This window comes from Caulobacter sp. GW821-FHT09H08 (assembly GCF_059415885.1).
In genome coordinates this window covers 743,200-757,233 of sequence record NZ_JBWKOC010000001.1, presented here as the reverse complement: position 1 = coordinate 757,233, position 14,034 = coordinate 743,200, and the positions used below count along the sequence as shown (strand labels likewise).

The following is a 14,034-nucleotide window of genomic DNA, read 5'->3' as shown; positions in this document are numbered from 1 at the left end:
GGCCTACTCCGCCGCGTCGAGGGCTTCGGCCAGCTCGCGCTCCAGGCCGTAGTAGCGGGCGCGATCCCAGAAGCGCGGGCGGGCGATGCCGGTCGAGCGGTGCTTGCCCACGACCTTGCCGTGCTCGTCCTCGCCGGTGATCTCGTAGACGAAGAGGTCCTGGGTGACGATGACGTCGCCTTCCAGGCCCACGACTTCGGTGATGTGGGTGATGCGGCGCGAACCGTCGCGAAGACGGGCGGCCTGGACGATGACGTCGACCGAGCCGACGATCATTTCCTTGATGGTCTTCGAGGGCAGGCCGTAGCCGCCCATGGTGATCATCGACTCGATACGGCTGATGGCTTCGCGCGGGCTGTTGGCGTGCAGCGTGCCCATCGAGCCGTCGTGGCCGGTGTTCATGGCCTGGAGGAGGTCGAACGCCTCCGGGCCACGGACTTCGCCGACGATGATGCGTTCGGGACGCATCCGCAGACAGTTCTTGACCAGGTCGCGCATGGTCACCGCGCCGGAGCCTTCCAGGTTCGGCGGACGGGTTTCCAGGCGCACCACGTGCGGCTGCTGCAGCTGCAGTTCGGCGGCGTCTTCGCAGGTCACGACCCGTTCGGTGGGGTCGATGAAGGCGGTCATGGTGTTGAGCAAGGTGGTCTTGCCCGAGCCCGTACCGCCGGAGATGACGATGTTGCAGCGGCAGGCGCCGATGACGCCCAGGACCCGCGCCCCTTCCGGGCTGATGGAGGCGAACTCCACCAGGTTCTTCATGGTCAGCTTGTCCTTCTTGAACTTCCGGATGGTCAGGGTCGGACCATCCAGAGCCAAGGGCGGAGCGATGACGTTGACACGCGAGCCGTCGGGAAGACGGGCGTCGCAGATCGGGCTGCTTTCGTCGACGCGGCGGCCGACCTGGCTGACGATCCGCTGGCAGATGTTCATCAGCTGAAGATTGTCGCGGAAGCGCACGTTGGTGAGCTGAACCTTGCCGCCCACTTCGATGAACACCCGGTGGGCGCCGTTGACCATGATGTCGGCGATGTCGTCGCGGGCCAGCAGGGGCTCCAGCGGACCGTAGCCGAGGACGTCGTTGATAATGTCCTGGACCAGGTGCTCCTGCTCGGACACCGACATCGAGACGTTCTTGATCGCCACCAGTTCGGCGACGATGTCGCGGATTTCCTCGGCCGCCTGCTTCTGGTCGAGCTGGGCCAGCTGGCTCAGGTCGATGGTGTTCAGCAGGGCGTTGAAGATCGTGGTCTTGGTGGCGTGGTAGTAGTCGCTCTGCTCACGGACGATGTTGGTCGTCTGGGCCGCGGCCACCCCTTGCGCGGCGCGCAGCTGGTCCAGGCCCGGCGTGGCCTTCGGCCCTGGGCCGCCCTTGGAGGGGCTGTTGACCTTGGGCGGCGGCGCCTTGGGCTCAGGCGCGGCTGCGGCCGGCTCGACCCGTTGCGGACGCGTGGCGATGGCGGCGCCGCCCGTCGGTGCGGGGGGCGGCGCCTTCTGTTCGGCGGGGGCTGACTGATCGCGCTTGCCGAACATCTACTTCTTCTTGAACAGGCCCGAGAGGACGGAGGTCTTCGTGACCGGCGGCGGCTCGCGCCGGCTGATCAGGCGCGCCAGGTGCTCGAGCCCTTCGGCGGCCTTCGACTTGGGCGCCACGTCGGCCAGCATCTGGCCGTTGTTGGCCGCCTGGCCGTAGGGCTTGGGATCGAACGGCAGCACCAGCGAGGGCTGGACGCCCAGGGCTTCGCCGAAATCCTTCACGGGGATCTCGGGACGACCGGGCACGCCGACCTGGTTCAACACGAGGCGCGGCGGCACGTCGTTGGGACGCGAGCCCCGGACCAGGTCGATGATGTTCTTGGCGTTGCGCAGGCTGGCGAGGTCCGGCGTGGCCACCACGACCAGGTCGTCGGAGCCGACCAGAACGCTGCGGGTGGCGGCGTTCCAGACGTGCGGGACGTCCAGCACCACGAAGGGCGCGGCGCCGCGGATCTTCTGGGTGACTTCCTCGTACGCCTCGGCGCCGATCTCGTAGTCGTCATCCAGCGAGGCCGGAGCGGCCAGCAGGGACAGGCGATCGCCGCAGCGGACCATCATGCGGTCCATCAGCACCGGGTCCAGGCGGTCGGGCTGGGTCAGGGCGTCCATGACGCCTTGCAGCGGGTCTTGGTTGAAGTCGAGGCCGGCGGTGCCGAAGGCGAGGTCCATGTCGACCAGCACGGTGGCGGTCTGCATCTTCTCGGCCATCGCCCAGGCGAAGTTGTGAGCCAGGGTCGAGGCCCCCACCCCGCCCTTGGCGCCGACGAAGGCGATCTGGCGGCCGACGAACGGCGCGGACGGATCGGCGTACAGGCCGCCGATGGCGCGGATCACCTGCAACGGACCCAGCGGCTGGGTCAGGTACTCGCTGACCCCGCGACGGATCAGCTCGCGATAGAGGGCGATGTCGTTGGTCTGGCCGAGGACGACGACCTTGGTGCCCGGGTCGCAGACCTGGGCCAGGCTGTCGAGCAGGTGCAGCAGGCGCTGGGCCGTGTCGGTCGTCTCGACCATGACCAGCGAGGGCGTCGGCTGGTTCTGGTAGTAGTCGACGGCCGCCTCCAGGCCACCGTCGCGGACGATGGTCGAGGCGCGGGCCATGCGACGATCGGCGGCGGCGTGCTGGATCAGCTTGGCCGTGTCGGGACGGGCGCAGAAGGCGTGGATGCTGATGCGCGGGATCGCCGCGTCGCCCATGCCGCCGTCCGACAGAGGCTCGTTATAGGCCGGGGCGGCCGGAGCCGAGGCCTGACCCTGGACCTGGGCCGAAGGCGCGATGTCGAGGTCGCGGTCGTCGTAGTCCGACGCGGCGGCCACGGCCGGTTCATAGGCGCGTTGCGGCTGCTGTTGCGGCTGCGGCGCGCGCGGCTGTTGGGCCGGACGCGTGACCGGCGGCGCGGCGTTCTGGGCGCGCGGCGGCGGGGCGTCGTCGCGCGGGCGGGCCGGCGGGAACTCGGCGAACGGGTCCTCAAAGCCGCCCGCGGCGGGGTTCAGCGAGGGGGCGGACGAGCGCCAGGGATCGGACGCGCCGGTCGTGAACTCGTCGGCGGCGTCGAAGCCCAGGTCGAAGGGATCGTTGTCGGTCGGCCGCATTACGGGATCGCCTTCGAGATCGTGCCGCTGGACCCGGAGTCCTTGGCCGAGCTGGTCAGTTCGCCCTTGCGGTACTTGCCAAGGACGTTGTCGCGACGGCCGGTGTCAGCCGGATCCATGTCGCGTGGCCGGACCAGGTCCTCGGGATTGGCGACCTGGGCGGCGATGTTGGCGGCCATGGCGCAACCGAAGTTGTCATAGGCGGTGTTGTTGCGGGTCGCGGCCAGGTTCTCCCAGCGCTGGCCGCACTTCAGCGGCTCGGCCTGGTAGCGGAGGAAGCCGACGCGGATCGTGTCGTCCTCGGGACCGACCGGGGTGAAGCCGACCACGCGCACCTTGGAGCCGGGCGCGCCCAGCATGATCAGGCGATCGCGGATCTGCGAGGCCATGGCCCCGGCGCTGTTGGGCGTGGTGACGACCAGCTCGCGGGCCTCGGCTTCCATCCAGCGGCGGGCCAGCCCTTCCAGGGCGGCCGACTGGTTGGACGACAGGCCCGTGGCGTGCGGGGCCAGCACGATCTCGTCCGGCGCGGAGGTGACCTTGATGCGGTCTGTCCACTGCTGGGTCTCGGTGGCGGCGGTGCGCGAAGGACCCTCGTCGGGCTTCGGCGCCGAGGCGCAGGCGGCGAGTCCCGCCAGGGCGGCGGCGAAGGCGCCAGCCTTGAGGACGGTCTTGACGGAGGGGTTAAGCGTCATGGCTGCGTCCTACTCGATCACATAGCCAACGGGGCCCTGGTACGCGCGCCCCGCGTTCGCGCCGGCCGGCGCCTTGACCACCTTGTTGAGCCTGCCCATCAGCACCGTGCTCATGTCGCTGGCGATCTGCAGGCCGTCGGCCGGCGTCTGCAGGTTCTGCGGGCGGGTGGGGTCGATGATGTACGGGGTGACGATGATCACCAGTTCGGTCTGGCCGTTCTGGAAGTCGCGCGAGCGGAACAGCGCGCCCAGGATCGGCATCGAGGTCATGCCCGGGATGGCGTCGATCGTCTGCTTGGTCGTCTGCTGCAGCAGGCCCGCGATCATGAACGAGCCGCCCGACGGCAGCTCGACCGTCGTCTCGGCGCGGCGGACCGACAGGCCCGGCACCACCAGGCTCGACGACGTGCCGCTGTTCATCGAGAACGCGCCCAGGCTGGAAAGCTCGGAGATTTCGGTCGAGATCTTCAGCGAGATCCGGCCGCTCGACATCACCACGGGCGTGTAGCCCAGGCCCACGCCGTAGGGCTTGTACTCGACCGAGACCTTGCCGCTGGCGTCCTGACCGGTCGGGACCGGGAATTCCCCGCCGACGAGGAAGTTGCCCTTCTCACCGGAAACGGCCGCCAGGTTCGGCTCGGCCAGGGTGCGCATCAGGCCGACGCGCTCGAAGGCCTGCAGCATGCCCTTGGCGGAATTGACGTTGTCACTGCCCGCCAGGCCATTGGTGACCGAGGCCAGCGGATTGCCCTTGTCCTGATAGATGCCCGTCCCCGGCGTGACCGTGTTCAGGTTGTTCAGGAAGTTCTGCATCCACAGGTTCTGGGGCGAGTTGCCGCTCGAGGAGCCGCCGCCGTTCAGATAGGCCTGCACCGCCTGCGGCAGGGTCGCCGACGAGATGCCGACATCGGCCATCGTGTAGGTGATGCTGGTGGCGCCCGTCGGGATGACCGCCGTGGTCTTGCCGGCGATCGAGTTGGCGTACGAGCCCAGATAGCTGTTCTGCGCCGCGGTCAGGCTGCCGTCGCTGGCCAGGAATCGCTGCAGGTAGTTGAGCAGCGAGACGCTGGAGTTCGCGCCCGGGATCGCCCCGAAGATGCTGGGGATGACGCCGGTCGGCTGCGAGGTGGTGTTGAGATTGTAGCCGCCGGTGATGCCGCCCAGCAGGCTGCCGTTCACGCCATAGGTCGGCGTGAAGCCCAGCTGGAACTGGTCGCTGCCCAGCTGGCCCAGCACGGCGTTCATGTTGACGCCCAGCTGCTTGATGACGTTGCGCTGCACCTCGACGATGCGGACCTGCAGCATCACCTGGTCCTTGCCGGCGATGCTCATCATGTTGAGCACCTTGTCCGGGCTGCCGACGAACTGCGCGGCGATGCGCGCGGCCGACTCGGATTCGGCGGCGGTGCGGACCATGCCGGTCAGCACGACGCTGTCGCGGATCGGCTGCACCTGGATGCGGGCGTCGGGCAGGACGCGGTTGAGGGTCACGGCCAGCTGGTCGACCGGCTGGGTGACGCGGATGGTCAGCGAGATGATCCGGCGGCCCGTGGCGTCAAAGAAGGCCGCGTCGGTCACGCCCTCGGCCAGGCCGACGACATAGATGCGGCGCTTGTCGCGCAAGACGGCGTCGGCGACGACCGGGTTGGTGACCAGCAGGTCGCGGACGTCGGCGGGCAGCTCGATGATCGCCGACTTGCCGCGCGCCAGCTCGATGCTGGAGGCGGCCTGGTCGGCGGTCAGGGTGATGCGGGTCACCTGGTCGCCGATCGGCGGCGCGACCGGCATCGGCGCCAGCGGGGCCGGTCGCGAGACGCGGGCCGGCTGGCGATAGACGTGCGAACCGCCCATGGGACCGTCGGCGAAGGCCGGCGCGGCCGAGGACAGGCCCAGCAGGGCGGCCACGTGGGCCGTCAGGAGGCGGCGTTGAGGAGACATGCGGGTTTTCACAGGGGCTTTCACCGGACGGCTCATTGGCGCACCGCCACGCTGGTGGTCGTGCCGCCGCGGTTGATGCGAACGGAGGTGTCTTCGGGGACGGCCGGCCGGGTCATGCCCGACGGACCGCCCAGGTCGGTATAGGCGCGCAGGGCCAGGGTCACGGAGCCGCCGGCCTTGGCGCGGGCCAGGGCCTCGGCCTCGACCGGACCGACCTCGAGGGTGGCGGTCGCGGCGACGATGGACTTGGCGTCCTTCTCGGCGGCGGTCGCCTGGTCGAGGGCCAGGACGCGGATGTTCTGCAGGACGGTCTCGGCGGCGATCAGCTTGCCGCTCATCGAGCCGCCTTCGCTGGAGCCATTGATCTGGGCTTCGCGGGTCACCAGCACATCGACGCGGTCGCCCGGCAGGATGAAGCCGCCCACGGCGGTGTCGGAGGTGACGGGCACGGACATGGCGCGCTTGCCCGGCGTCAGGACGACGGACAGGTAGCCGCCCTCGCCGCCACGGACGATCTTGCGGGGGGTGATGGGTTCGCCGGTCAGGATCGGGTCGCGAACGATCGCGCCCTCGATGGCCTTGGCGGGATCGACCCCGCCGATCATCTGGTCGGCGGCGCCGGAGACGGCGGCCTTGGCGGCCTCGACCTTGCCCTCGGGCTTGGCCGGCGCGGCGCCGTTGGTGATGAAGGCGCCATTCACGGCGTCCGAGGGCCAGGCCACCCAGGTGACGTCGGTCGCGATCAGGCGCGTGCCGATCGGCAGGTCGCGCTTGGCGACCAGGACCTGGGTCATGGGTTTTTCGGGCGCGGTCTTGGTCGCGGCTTGGGCGGCCGGCGCGGCCGACTTGCCGCCGAGCGCCTTCTGCAGGACCACGGCGAGGCCGATGGCCGAGATGGCGGCGACCAGGACGATCAGGAGACGAACGGGACTCATGGCGCGGGCTGAAACTCTTGGGTGAGCCGCATGGCCGCCGTCCGGCGAGAGCACGCGATTCGTCAGTCAGCCTTTCTGGCCACGTCCCATGCTCGCCTGTGCATGGTTAACGCGCGCTAAAAGTTTTTAACTTCGGAGGGGAGATGCGCGCGACAGGCTGTCGCGCTCTGCTCCCCTTTCGGGGGAGCTGTCGCGGAGCGACTGAGGGGGCTAATGCGGCATAGGCCGAGCTGCCCCCTCCGGCCCTCTGGGCGACCTCCCCCAAAAGGGGAGGAGAGGTTCAACCCAGGATTCCGTGGGCCAGCGCGCCCTCCGGGAACGCGGCCAGGGCGCCGATGGCGATGGCGACGCCGTAGGGCAGGTCGCCGCCGGCCTTGCCCAGATTGCGCAGCCAGCTCGGGCCGCCGGCCACGGCCGGGGCCAGCCAGCCGGAGCGTAAGCCCAGGATCGCGAAGGTCAGGGCTCCGCCGGCCAGGCCCGTATAGAGCATGAACGGCAGGCACGCGGGCCAGCCCAGCCACAGGACGCAGACCGCGAACAGCTTGCCGTCGCCGCCGCCGATCCAGCCGGCGGCGAACATGCCCATGCCCAGCACCAGGGCGCCGAGGCCCACGGCCAGGCACAGGCCGATCTGCGCGAGGGGCGCGCCGCTGACCAGGGCGGCCGGGACGAAGGCGGCGATCAGGGCCAGCGAGATCCAGTTGGGGATCGTGTAGCTGGTCAGGTCCTTCAGCGCCCCGACAATGGCCAGGGCCGGAAACACCAGCAGCAGCGGGATCTGAAGGGCCTGCATGGGGCGGTCGCGCCTCGAATTGAGATCGCGCCATTCTGGGGCGCACCCATGAAGCAATGGTTTCCCGACGAGAAACCAGGTCCCGAAAAAGCGAAAAGGCCGCGACGCCCTTACGCGTCGCGGCCTCCCCGTTTTCGAGGTGTCTCGAACTTGTTAGGTGCCGGCGGCGGTCGACACCGACGTGCCGGCCTTCGTGAAGGCGGTCGTCAGGTTGGTGCCGAGGGTCGTGACCGCACCGACGATGATGACGGCGATCAGGGCGACGATCAGGCCGTATTCGATGGCGGTGGCGCCGGATTCGTCTTGGGCGAAGGCTTTGAGCAGGCGCGTCATGAACGCAGTCTCCGAGAAGTTGAACTCACATTGCGACAATACGTCTCGGAGAGTGAAATCCGCGTAAGGCTTGTTGGTTAATCCGGGGGCAACCTAAAGATTTGGTCGGCAATCCGACAAACGACAAAGACCCCGACGCGAACGCACGGGGTCTTTTGAGTATCGAAGTAAAGAAAAAGGGCCGAGGCGGAAGCCTCGACCCTCTTCTTTTCGAGCGTGTCGGAGGTTGGCTTAGGTGCCAGCCGCCGTCGACACCGCCGTACCGGCCTTCGTGAAGGCGGTGCGCAGGTTGGTGCCGAGGGTCGTGACGGCCGTCACGATGATCACGGCGATCAGGGCGACGATCAGGCCGTATTCGATGGCCGTGGCGCCCGATTCATCCTTCAGGAAGCGAGTGACGAACTTGGTCATGACTTGGTCTCCAAAAACCAGAGCTAGTTGATTTGAGGCTCTCAAGCCGTTCGACTTGCTCACCCCCGAAAACACGATCAATTTCGCCCGGCGCACTTAATGGCCAGTAAACAGCGAATAGTTTTCGCGGATTTTCTTTTGGTTTATTTGTATTTACCGTTATTTGTTCTTAACCATGCACTTCCGAAACGCGCTCAACCCCTTTTGATTCAAGGACTTTCTCAAGCGGCGCCTTGCCGCACACAGCCGCGCTTTAGTCTTTTATTGACCAAAGAAAGTGATGCTGGAGGACGTTCGTATCCGGGATCGGAAACACTCATGCGCCGCCTTTCGCTCGTCATCGCCGCCGCCCTGACCCTCTCGGGGGTTGCCGCGAGCGCTCAGACCCTCCCCGTGCGGGTCACGTCGACGACCGCGACCGCCTCGCCCGACCTGCCGGTCGCCGCGGGCCAGGCCTCCTATGTGAGCCTCTCGGCCCCCGTTCGCGACATCGTGGTGGGCGACCCCAGCATCGCCGACGTCAGCGTCGTCAACGACCGCACCCTCGTCGTCCTGGGCAAGCGTCCGGGCGTGACCAGCCTCCTGGCCTTCAGCGCCGGTGGCCGCGCCCTGGCCGACCGCCAGGTGGTGGTGTCCGAGAACGGCGGCGGCGGCGTCACGGTCTATCGCGGCGTCAACGCCAACAACTATGCCTGCGCCGCCCAGTGCACGCGCCTCGGCGCGGCGGCCGGCGCCGCTTCGGCCGCGCCCGCCCAGACCGTCCCCTAGAGACGGTCTTCGAAGCAGCCAACTTCGCGCCCTCACGTACGCGTGGGGGCGTTCGCGCGCTCTAAACCACTGATTAGGATCATTGGCCTAGCCTGAGGGACGAACCTCCCACGCCAGGGATCGCCCACCGCATGGCCATCAGCCGCCTCCTCGATCGCGCCCGACGCCGGCTGGCCCGCACGGCCGGCGGCTTCGCGCGCGCCGAAGACGGCGCCACGGCGGTCGAATTCGCCTTCGTGGCCATCCCCTTCCTGATGCTGGTCTTCGCCATCATCGAACTGGGCCTGGTGTTCCTGGTCTCGCTGACCCTGGAGAACGCCGTCCTGGACGTGGGCCGCCAGATCCGCACCGGCCAGGTTCAGACCGCCGGCGGCACGGCCAGCACCTTCAAGACCTCGGTCTGCAACAAGATGAGCTGGCTGGGCAGCAAGTGCTCGACCAACCTGCAGATCGACGTGCGCACCTTCAGCGACTACACCGCCGGCAATACTTCGGCCTCGGCCGGCACCGTGCCGACGACCATGAACTGGAACCCCGGCGCGGCCGGCTCCATCGTGCTGATCCGCGCCTACTACACCTGGCCGCTGATCACGCCGCTGCTGAACACCGGCCTGCAGAATTCCGGCAACAAGCGGATCATCTACGCCGCCACCGCCTTCACCAACGAGCCTTACGAATGAGCGGTCGCAAGCTGAACAGCCTGAAGGGCTTCTGGCGCGACCGGCGCGGCGTCTCCGCCGTCGAGTTCGCCCTGATCGCGCCGGTGCTGATCGTCATGTACTGCGGCATGGCCGAGCTGACCCAGGCGATGATGGCCCAGCGTCGCCTGTCGAACATCGCCTCGCAGATGGGCGACCTGGTGGCCCAGGGCACCCAGACCGGTCCGCTGAAGACGCAGGACATCTTCAAGATCGGCGAGATCACCATGTCGCCCTTCCCGATCTCGGGCCTGAAGATGTGCATCGCCAGCATCACCTCGGACTCGACCGGCAAGGACAAGGTCGCCTGGTCCAAGCCCTCGGTCACCGGCATGACCAACTGCCCGGCGGCCGGCTCGACCGTCACCGACATCCCGGTCGGCCTGCTACCCGCCGACAAGAGCGTGGTCATGGCCCGGGCCAGCTACACCTACACCTCGCCGATCAAGCTGGTCATGCCCACCAGCATGACCTTCGCCCGCACTTACTACCTGCGCCCCCGCAAGGGCGACGCGGTGCTGTGGTCTTCGGCGAGCTGAGCTAGGTCAGCACGCCGCGCAGCCGCTCCACGAGCGGATGCGGTTCGAATGCCCGATCCCCCAGCCGCGACACCGCCCGCACGCCGATCAGGCTGTTGGTCAGGAAGATCGCGTCCGCGCGCGATAGCGCCTCGGCGTCCACGGCGACCTCGTCGGCCGGCTCCAGCGCCATCACCCGCGCGCGGGTGATCCCCGCCAGGACGCCGCAGTCGAGCTTCGGCGTGAACAGGCGCCCGTCCGCGATCCAGAACAGGTTAGCCGCGCCGGCGCAGGCGACCTCGCCGCGATTGTTCACCATCACCGCCTCGTCGGCGCCGGCCGCGTGGGCTTCGGCGCGGGCCAGGACGTTGTCGAGATAGGACAGGGTCTTCAGCCGCGAGGCCGGCGAGCCTTCGTTGCGGCGGGTGGTCGCCACGGTCAGGGTCGCGGGCGTCGTCACCGGCGCCGAGGGCGCGGCGGTGGCCAGCAGGCGGACCGACGCGGCGGACGGCCGGTCCAGCCCTCGTCCGCCCGAACCGGCGGTCAGGGTCAGGCGGACAGCGAACCGGCCCTCGGCGGGCGCGGCGTCGCGAACGACCCGCGCGGCCTCGTCGCGGTCGAACGGCAGGTTCAGGACTTCGCAGCCAGCCGTCATGCGGTCCAGGTGTGCAGACAGGTGCGGGACGGCGCCGTCGAGCGCGAGCATGGTCTCGAACAGGCCATCGCCCAGCAGCAGGCCCCTGTCATCGAGGGGAATGGCATCTAGCGGGATCATTCGGTCAGGGCCCTCTTCAGCGCCGCGATCTTGGCCTCGGTCTCCAGTCGCTCGCCGTGCGGGTCGCTGTCGGCGACGATGCCCGCACCCGCCCGCGCTTCCAAGCGCCAGCCCAAAGCGTCCTCGACAAGCCCGACGGTGCGGATCAGCACGCTGGAGTCGAGCGCGCCATCGAAGCCGGCCCAGAACAACGAACCGCAATAGGGCCCGCGCGGCGGTTCCAGCCCAGCAATGACCTTCATCGCCTGGACCTTGGGCGCGCCGGTGATCGAGCCCGGCGGGAAGCTGGCCCGCAGCAGGTCGGCGACCGTGCGGTCCTCGGCCAGCCGCGCCGTCACGGTCGAGACCAGATGATGGACATTGGCGAAGCTCTCGACCTTGAAGAGCTCCGGCGCCTTGACGCTGCCCGGCGGCGACACCCGCGCCAGGTCGTTGCGCATCAGGTCGACGATCATCAGGTTCTCGGCCCGATCCTTGTCGCTGGCCAGCAGCTCGGCGGCCAAGGCCCGGTCCTCGACGGCGTCGCGACCGCGGGGCCGCGTGCCCTTGATCGGCTTGGTCTCGATGGCGCCCGCCGCGTCCAACTTCAGGAACCGCTCGGGCGAGTTGGAGACCAGCGCCCTGCCGGGCAGCCGCCAATAGGCCGAGAACGGCGCGGGGCTCTGGCCGCGCAGGCGGACGAACAGGTCGAACGGGTCGGCGCCGGCGGCCAGGCGACCGGTCCAGGCGCGGGCGATATTGGCCTGGAAGATCTCGCCGCCGACGATGCGCTCGACCACCTCCGCCACGGCGGCCTCATAGGCTGCGCCGTCGGTGGCGGTCAGGTCGGCGCACAGGGGGCCGGCAGGTTCGGGCCGGTCTGCAGCCGGGGCGTCGAGCCAGGCCAGGGCGTTGCGGGCGCGGGCCGTTGCTTCAGCTTCGGTCTCACCACGCCCGACGGCGACGACTTGGCGCGCGTGATGGTCGAAGGCCAGCAGTGCCGGGTAGCGGGCGCAGATCAGGTCCGGCCAGTCGGTGCGACCAAGGTCCAGCGCCTCGACCCGGTCACCCAGTTCGTAGGCGCCGAGGCCGACAACACCGCCCTGGAACGGCGGGCCTTCGGGATCGGTCGAGAGGCGCGGGCCGACCAGGGCTTCGAGCGCGTCGAACGGATCGGCGCGGTTGGCGGCGGACAGGCTGAGCGTCTGGTCCGGCGCCAGCAGCAGGTACGACCACCGCCCAGCCCCGCCCGTGACCAGCGCACAGGCATAGGCCTCGTCCCGGAAGGGAGCCAGCGCCCAGACCGGCTCGCGCCAGGGGGCGGTGAGGAGGGCGACGCGGCGCATGGGGAGGGCAGTATCAAAATCGGGGGCGGTACGGAACCGAACCAAGCAAACCCGCCTTACTAGGCCTTGTGCCTAGGACCCATGGCCGAGCTTGGTCCTGAGTCTCCGGGTGTGCGCCGTCAATGTGCTCGCCCACACTCAAACACCCAGACAGCCGAACGATGGGTCGCACAAGGCCTAGGAAGGCATGCTTCATTGAAGCTATGCCTCCTCCCGCTCCCCGCCCTTCACCGTGAACAGCCCGACCAGGCCGAGCGCCAGCAGCCCGGCGATCGGAATGAAGCCCGCGACCTGGCTGGCGAACATCTTGGTCGCCACGGCCACCAGCAGCGAACCCAGCCACATGGTCGCCGTGCCCGACAGCGAGAACAGGCCGAAGAAGGCCGCCATGCGGTCCGGCGGGGCCAGGCGCACCAGCAGGGTGCGGCTCGAGGCGTACTGGGCCGTGACGAAGACGGCGATCAGCAGGCCCATGCCGAGATAGACGAGCTCCGGCAAGGTGCGAAACAGCGGCGCGTTCCAGACGGCCGGATGGGTCGCCGCGTCCCAGGTCCAGAAGAACAGGATCTTCTCGCGGCCCATGCCCAGGGTGCCCAGCAGCACCAGGATGCAGATGCCGATCTCCAGCTGGATGGCGCGCTTGGGACCCAGGGTCTTGTCGAACCACGGCGCGATCAGCCCGCCGATGACCCCGAAGATCGACAGCGAGATGCCGTAGGCCAGCATCTCCAGCTCGCCCCACTTCATCAGGCCCGCCGCGAACAGGCCGCCGAAGATCAGCAGCGCGGTCATGCCGTCGCAATACAGCATCCGTGCGCCCAGGAACTTGGCGACGTCGGCATGGCCCTTGAGGTTGCCGAAGGTGTCGATGATCAGCTTCACGCCTTCCTTCAGCGAGGCCAGCAGCGAGACGCCGGTACGCGGCGCGTCGCGGGTCCACAGGAAGAACGGGATCGCGCCCAGCAGCATGACCGTGGCGGCCAGCGGCCCGACGATCCGGCTGGGCTCGTGGGCGCTCTGGCTGAGGCCGAACAGCGGAGCCGAGGGCACGAACGACCACGGCACCACGCCCGGCAGCACGAAGGCCCACATCACGAAGATCAGCAGGGTCACCGACAGGCCGTTGGCCACGGCGTAACCCAGGCCCGACAGCACCGGCTCCTGGCCCTTCTCGGACGCCCGCGACAGCAGCGAATTGTTGAGCACGTCGCCGCAGTTATAGGCCACGCCCAGCACGATCAGGACGACGCCGACCAGATCGACCGGCAAGCCGCCCGGCTGGGCCAGCCACAGCAGGTAGAGCAGCGGGACCATGATCGCCAGGATCACGCCCATCAGCGGCTTGCGCGGCCCGAAGCGCTCGATCGACGCGCCCAGGATCGGCGCCAGCACCGCGGTCAGCAGGCCATAGACCGTGGAGATATCGGCGACGGCCGCCTGGCCCTTGACTGGATCGCCGACCAGCACCCGCGAGAAGTACGGCGCGAAAACATAGATGGTGACGAGAATGACATAGGGGTCGCGCGTGCCCTGATGCAGGATCCAGCTGAGCGCGCTTCGGGAGAGTTTCTTTGAGGGGGGCGGGACGAGCACGTCGTCGGCCACGGTCTCACTCAGGCCCGGAGGCGACCCCGCCAGCTCGCTCATGCAACACCCTGATGACGCTCGGCCGTCTGACGCGACCATGGGGTGACGTTGGCGGTTAAACGGGCGTTT

Annotated in this window: 14 protein-coding genes; 3 read left to right on the top strand and 11 right to left on the bottom strand. The window is 68.6% G+C overall.

Features of this window, described 5'->3' with window-relative positions; translation table 11 throughout:
* Positions 1-3: 3 nt before the first annotated feature.
* From AC07NN_RS03665 to AC07NN_RS03630, 8 genes are all read right to left on the bottom strand, one after another.
* Positions 4-1,533, bottom strand: coding sequence for a TadA family conjugal transfer-associated ATPase (locus tag AC07NN_RS03665; protein ID WP_494637771.1), 1,530 nt, complete (start codon positions 1,531-1,533; stop codon positions 4-6).
* A complete protein-coding gene (locus tag AC07NN_RS03660) occupies positions 1,534-3,129 on the bottom strand; it encodes a CpaE/TadZ family protein (RefSeq protein ID WP_494637770.1) in 1,596 nt (531 codons plus the stop codon).
* Positions 3,129-3,824 (bottom strand): CpaD family pilus assembly lipoprotein, encoded by a 696-nt coding sequence (locus tag AC07NN_RS03655; RefSeq protein WP_494637769.1) that lies wholly within the window; start codon positions 3,822-3,824, stop codon positions 3,129-3,131. Before AC07NN_RS03655 ends, AC07NN_RS03660 begins: the two co-directional genes overlap by 1 nt.
* A 9-nt stretch (positions 3,825-3,833) precedes the next feature.
* Positions 3,834-5,798 (bottom strand): type II and III secretion system protein family protein, encoded by a 1,965-nt coding sequence (locus AC07NN_RS03650; RefSeq protein WP_494637768.1) that lies wholly within the window; start codon positions 5,796-5,798, stop codon positions 3,834-3,836.
* A complete protein-coding gene (gene cpaB, locus AC07NN_RS03645; protein ID WP_494637767.1) occupies positions 5,795-6,697 on the bottom strand; it encodes a Flp pilus assembly protein CpaB in 903 nt (300 codons plus the stop codon). The genes AC07NN_RS03650 and cpaB overlap by 4 nt, the downstream gene beginning before the upstream one ends.
* A 280-nt stretch (positions 6,698-6,977) precedes the next feature.
* Positions 6,978-7,490 carry an A24 family peptidase gene (locus tag AC07NN_RS03640; RefSeq protein WP_494637766.1) on the bottom strand — a complete coding sequence of 171 codons (513 nt, stop codon included), beginning with the start codon at positions 7,488-7,490 and terminating at the stop codon, positions 6,978-6,980.
* 153 nt (positions 7,491-7,643) lie between these two features.
* Positions 7,644-7,823 (bottom strand): Flp family type IVb pilin, encoded by a 180-nt coding sequence (locus tag AC07NN_RS03635; protein WP_494637765.1) that lies wholly within the window; start codon positions 7,821-7,823, stop codon positions 7,644-7,646.
* Positions 7,824-8,054: 231 nt separating this feature from the next.
* The gene (locus tag AC07NN_RS03630) at positions 8,055-8,234 is read right to left on the bottom strand and encodes a Flp family type IVb pilin (protein ID WP_494637764.1); all 180 of its coding nucleotides are present in this window, start codon (positions 8,232-8,234) and stop codon (positions 8,055-8,057) included.
* Between the two features lie 318 nt (positions 8,235-8,552).
* Between AC07NN_RS03630 and AC07NN_RS03625 the strand changes: the two genes are divergently transcribed.
* From AC07NN_RS03625 to AC07NN_RS03615, 3 genes are all read left to right on the top strand, one after another.
* On the top strand, positions 8,553-9,002 hold the full coding sequence (locus tag AC07NN_RS03625) for a pilus assembly protein N-terminal domain-containing protein (RefSeq protein WP_494637763.1): 450 nt from the start codon (positions 8,553-8,555) through the stop codon (positions 9,000-9,002).
* Between the two features lie 131 nt (positions 9,003-9,133).
* Positions 9,134-9,682 carry a TadE/TadG family type IV pilus assembly protein gene (locus tag AC07NN_RS03620; protein WP_494637762.1) on the top strand — a complete coding sequence of 183 codons (549 nt, stop codon included), beginning with the start codon at positions 9,134-9,136 and terminating at the stop codon, positions 9,680-9,682.
* Positions 9,679-10,239 (top strand): TadE/TadG family type IV pilus assembly protein, encoded by a 561-nt coding sequence (locus AC07NN_RS03615; protein WP_494637761.1) that lies wholly within the window; start codon positions 9,679-9,681, stop codon positions 10,237-10,239. The genes AC07NN_RS03620 and AC07NN_RS03615 overlap by 4 nt, the downstream gene beginning before the upstream one ends.
* Before the next feature lies 1 nt (position 10,240).
* On the opposite strand, the gene AC07NN_RS03610 is transcribed toward AC07NN_RS03615, so the two are convergent.
* From AC07NN_RS03610 to AC07NN_RS03600, 3 genes are all read right to left on the bottom strand, one after another.
* Positions 10,241-10,993: an aminotransferase class IV gene (locus tag AC07NN_RS03610; protein ID WP_494637760.1), complete on the bottom strand. Its 753-nt coding sequence runs from the start codon at positions 10,991-10,993 to the stop codon at positions 10,241-10,243.
* Complete coding sequence (pabB, locus tag AC07NN_RS03605) at positions 10,990-12,318, bottom strand: aminodeoxychorismate synthase, component I (protein ID WP_494637759.1); 1,329 nt, start codon at positions 12,316-12,318, stop codon at positions 10,990-10,992. The genes AC07NN_RS03610 and pabB overlap by 4 nt, the downstream gene beginning before the upstream one ends.
* A 201-nt stretch (positions 12,319-12,519) precedes the next feature.
* A complete protein-coding gene (locus AC07NN_RS03600) occupies positions 12,520-13,965 on the bottom strand; it encodes an MFS transporter (protein ID WP_494637758.1) in 1,446 nt (481 codons plus the stop codon).
* Positions 13,966-14,034 lie beyond the last annotated feature (69 nt).

Coding starts and splice junctions, on each gene's coding strand:
- AC07NN_RS03665 (WP_494637771.1), bottom strand. CDS start 1,533: ATGTTCGGCAAGCGCGATCAGTCAGCCCCCGCCGAACAGAAGGCGCCG.
- AC07NN_RS03660 (WP_494637770.1), bottom strand. CDS start 3,129: ATGCGGCCGACCGACAACGATCCCTTCGACCTGGGCTTCGACGCCGCC.
- AC07NN_RS03655 (WP_494637769.1), bottom strand. CDS start 3,824: ATGACGCTTAACCCCTCCGTCAAGACCGTCCTCAAGGCTGGCGCCTTC.
- AC07NN_RS03650 (WP_494637768.1), bottom strand. CDS start 5,798: ATGAGCCGTCCGGTGAAAGCCCCTGTGAAAACCCGCATGTCTCCTCAA.
- cpaB (WP_494637767.1), bottom strand. CDS start 6,697: ATGAGTCCCGTTCGTCTCCTGATCGTCCTGGTCGCCGCCATCTCGGCC.
- AC07NN_RS03640 (WP_494637766.1), bottom strand. CDS start 7,490: ATGCAGGCCCTTCAGATCCCGCTGCTGCTGGTGTTTCCGGCCCTGGCC.
- AC07NN_RS03635 (WP_494637765.1), bottom strand. CDS start 7,823: ATGACGCGCCTGCTCAAAGCCTTCGCCCAAGACGAATCCGGCGCCACC.
- AC07NN_RS03630 (WP_494637764.1), bottom strand. CDS start 8,234: ATGACCAAGTTCGTCACTCGCTTCCTGAAGGATGAATCGGGCGCCACG.
- AC07NN_RS03625 (WP_494637763.1), top strand. CDS start 8,553: ATGCGCCGCCTTTCGCTCGTCATCGCCGCCGCCCTGACCCTCTCGGGG.
- AC07NN_RS03620 (WP_494637762.1), top strand. CDS start 9,134: ATGGCCATCAGCCGCCTCCTCGATCGCGCCCGACGCCGGCTGGCCCGC.
- AC07NN_RS03615 (WP_494637761.1), top strand. CDS start 9,679: ATGAGCGGTCGCAAGCTGAACAGCCTGAAGGGCTTCTGGCGCGACCGG.
- AC07NN_RS03610 (WP_494637760.1), bottom strand. CDS start 10,993: ATGATCCCGCTAGATGCCATTCCCCTCGATGACAGGGGCCTGCTGCTG.
- pabB (WP_494637759.1), bottom strand. CDS start 12,318: ATGCGCCGCGTCGCCCTCCTCACCGCCCCCTGGCGCGAGCCGGTCTGG.
- AC07NN_RS03600 (WP_494637758.1), bottom strand. CDS start 13,965: ATGAGCGAGCTGGCGGGGTCGCCTCCGGGCCTGAGTGAGACCGTGGCC.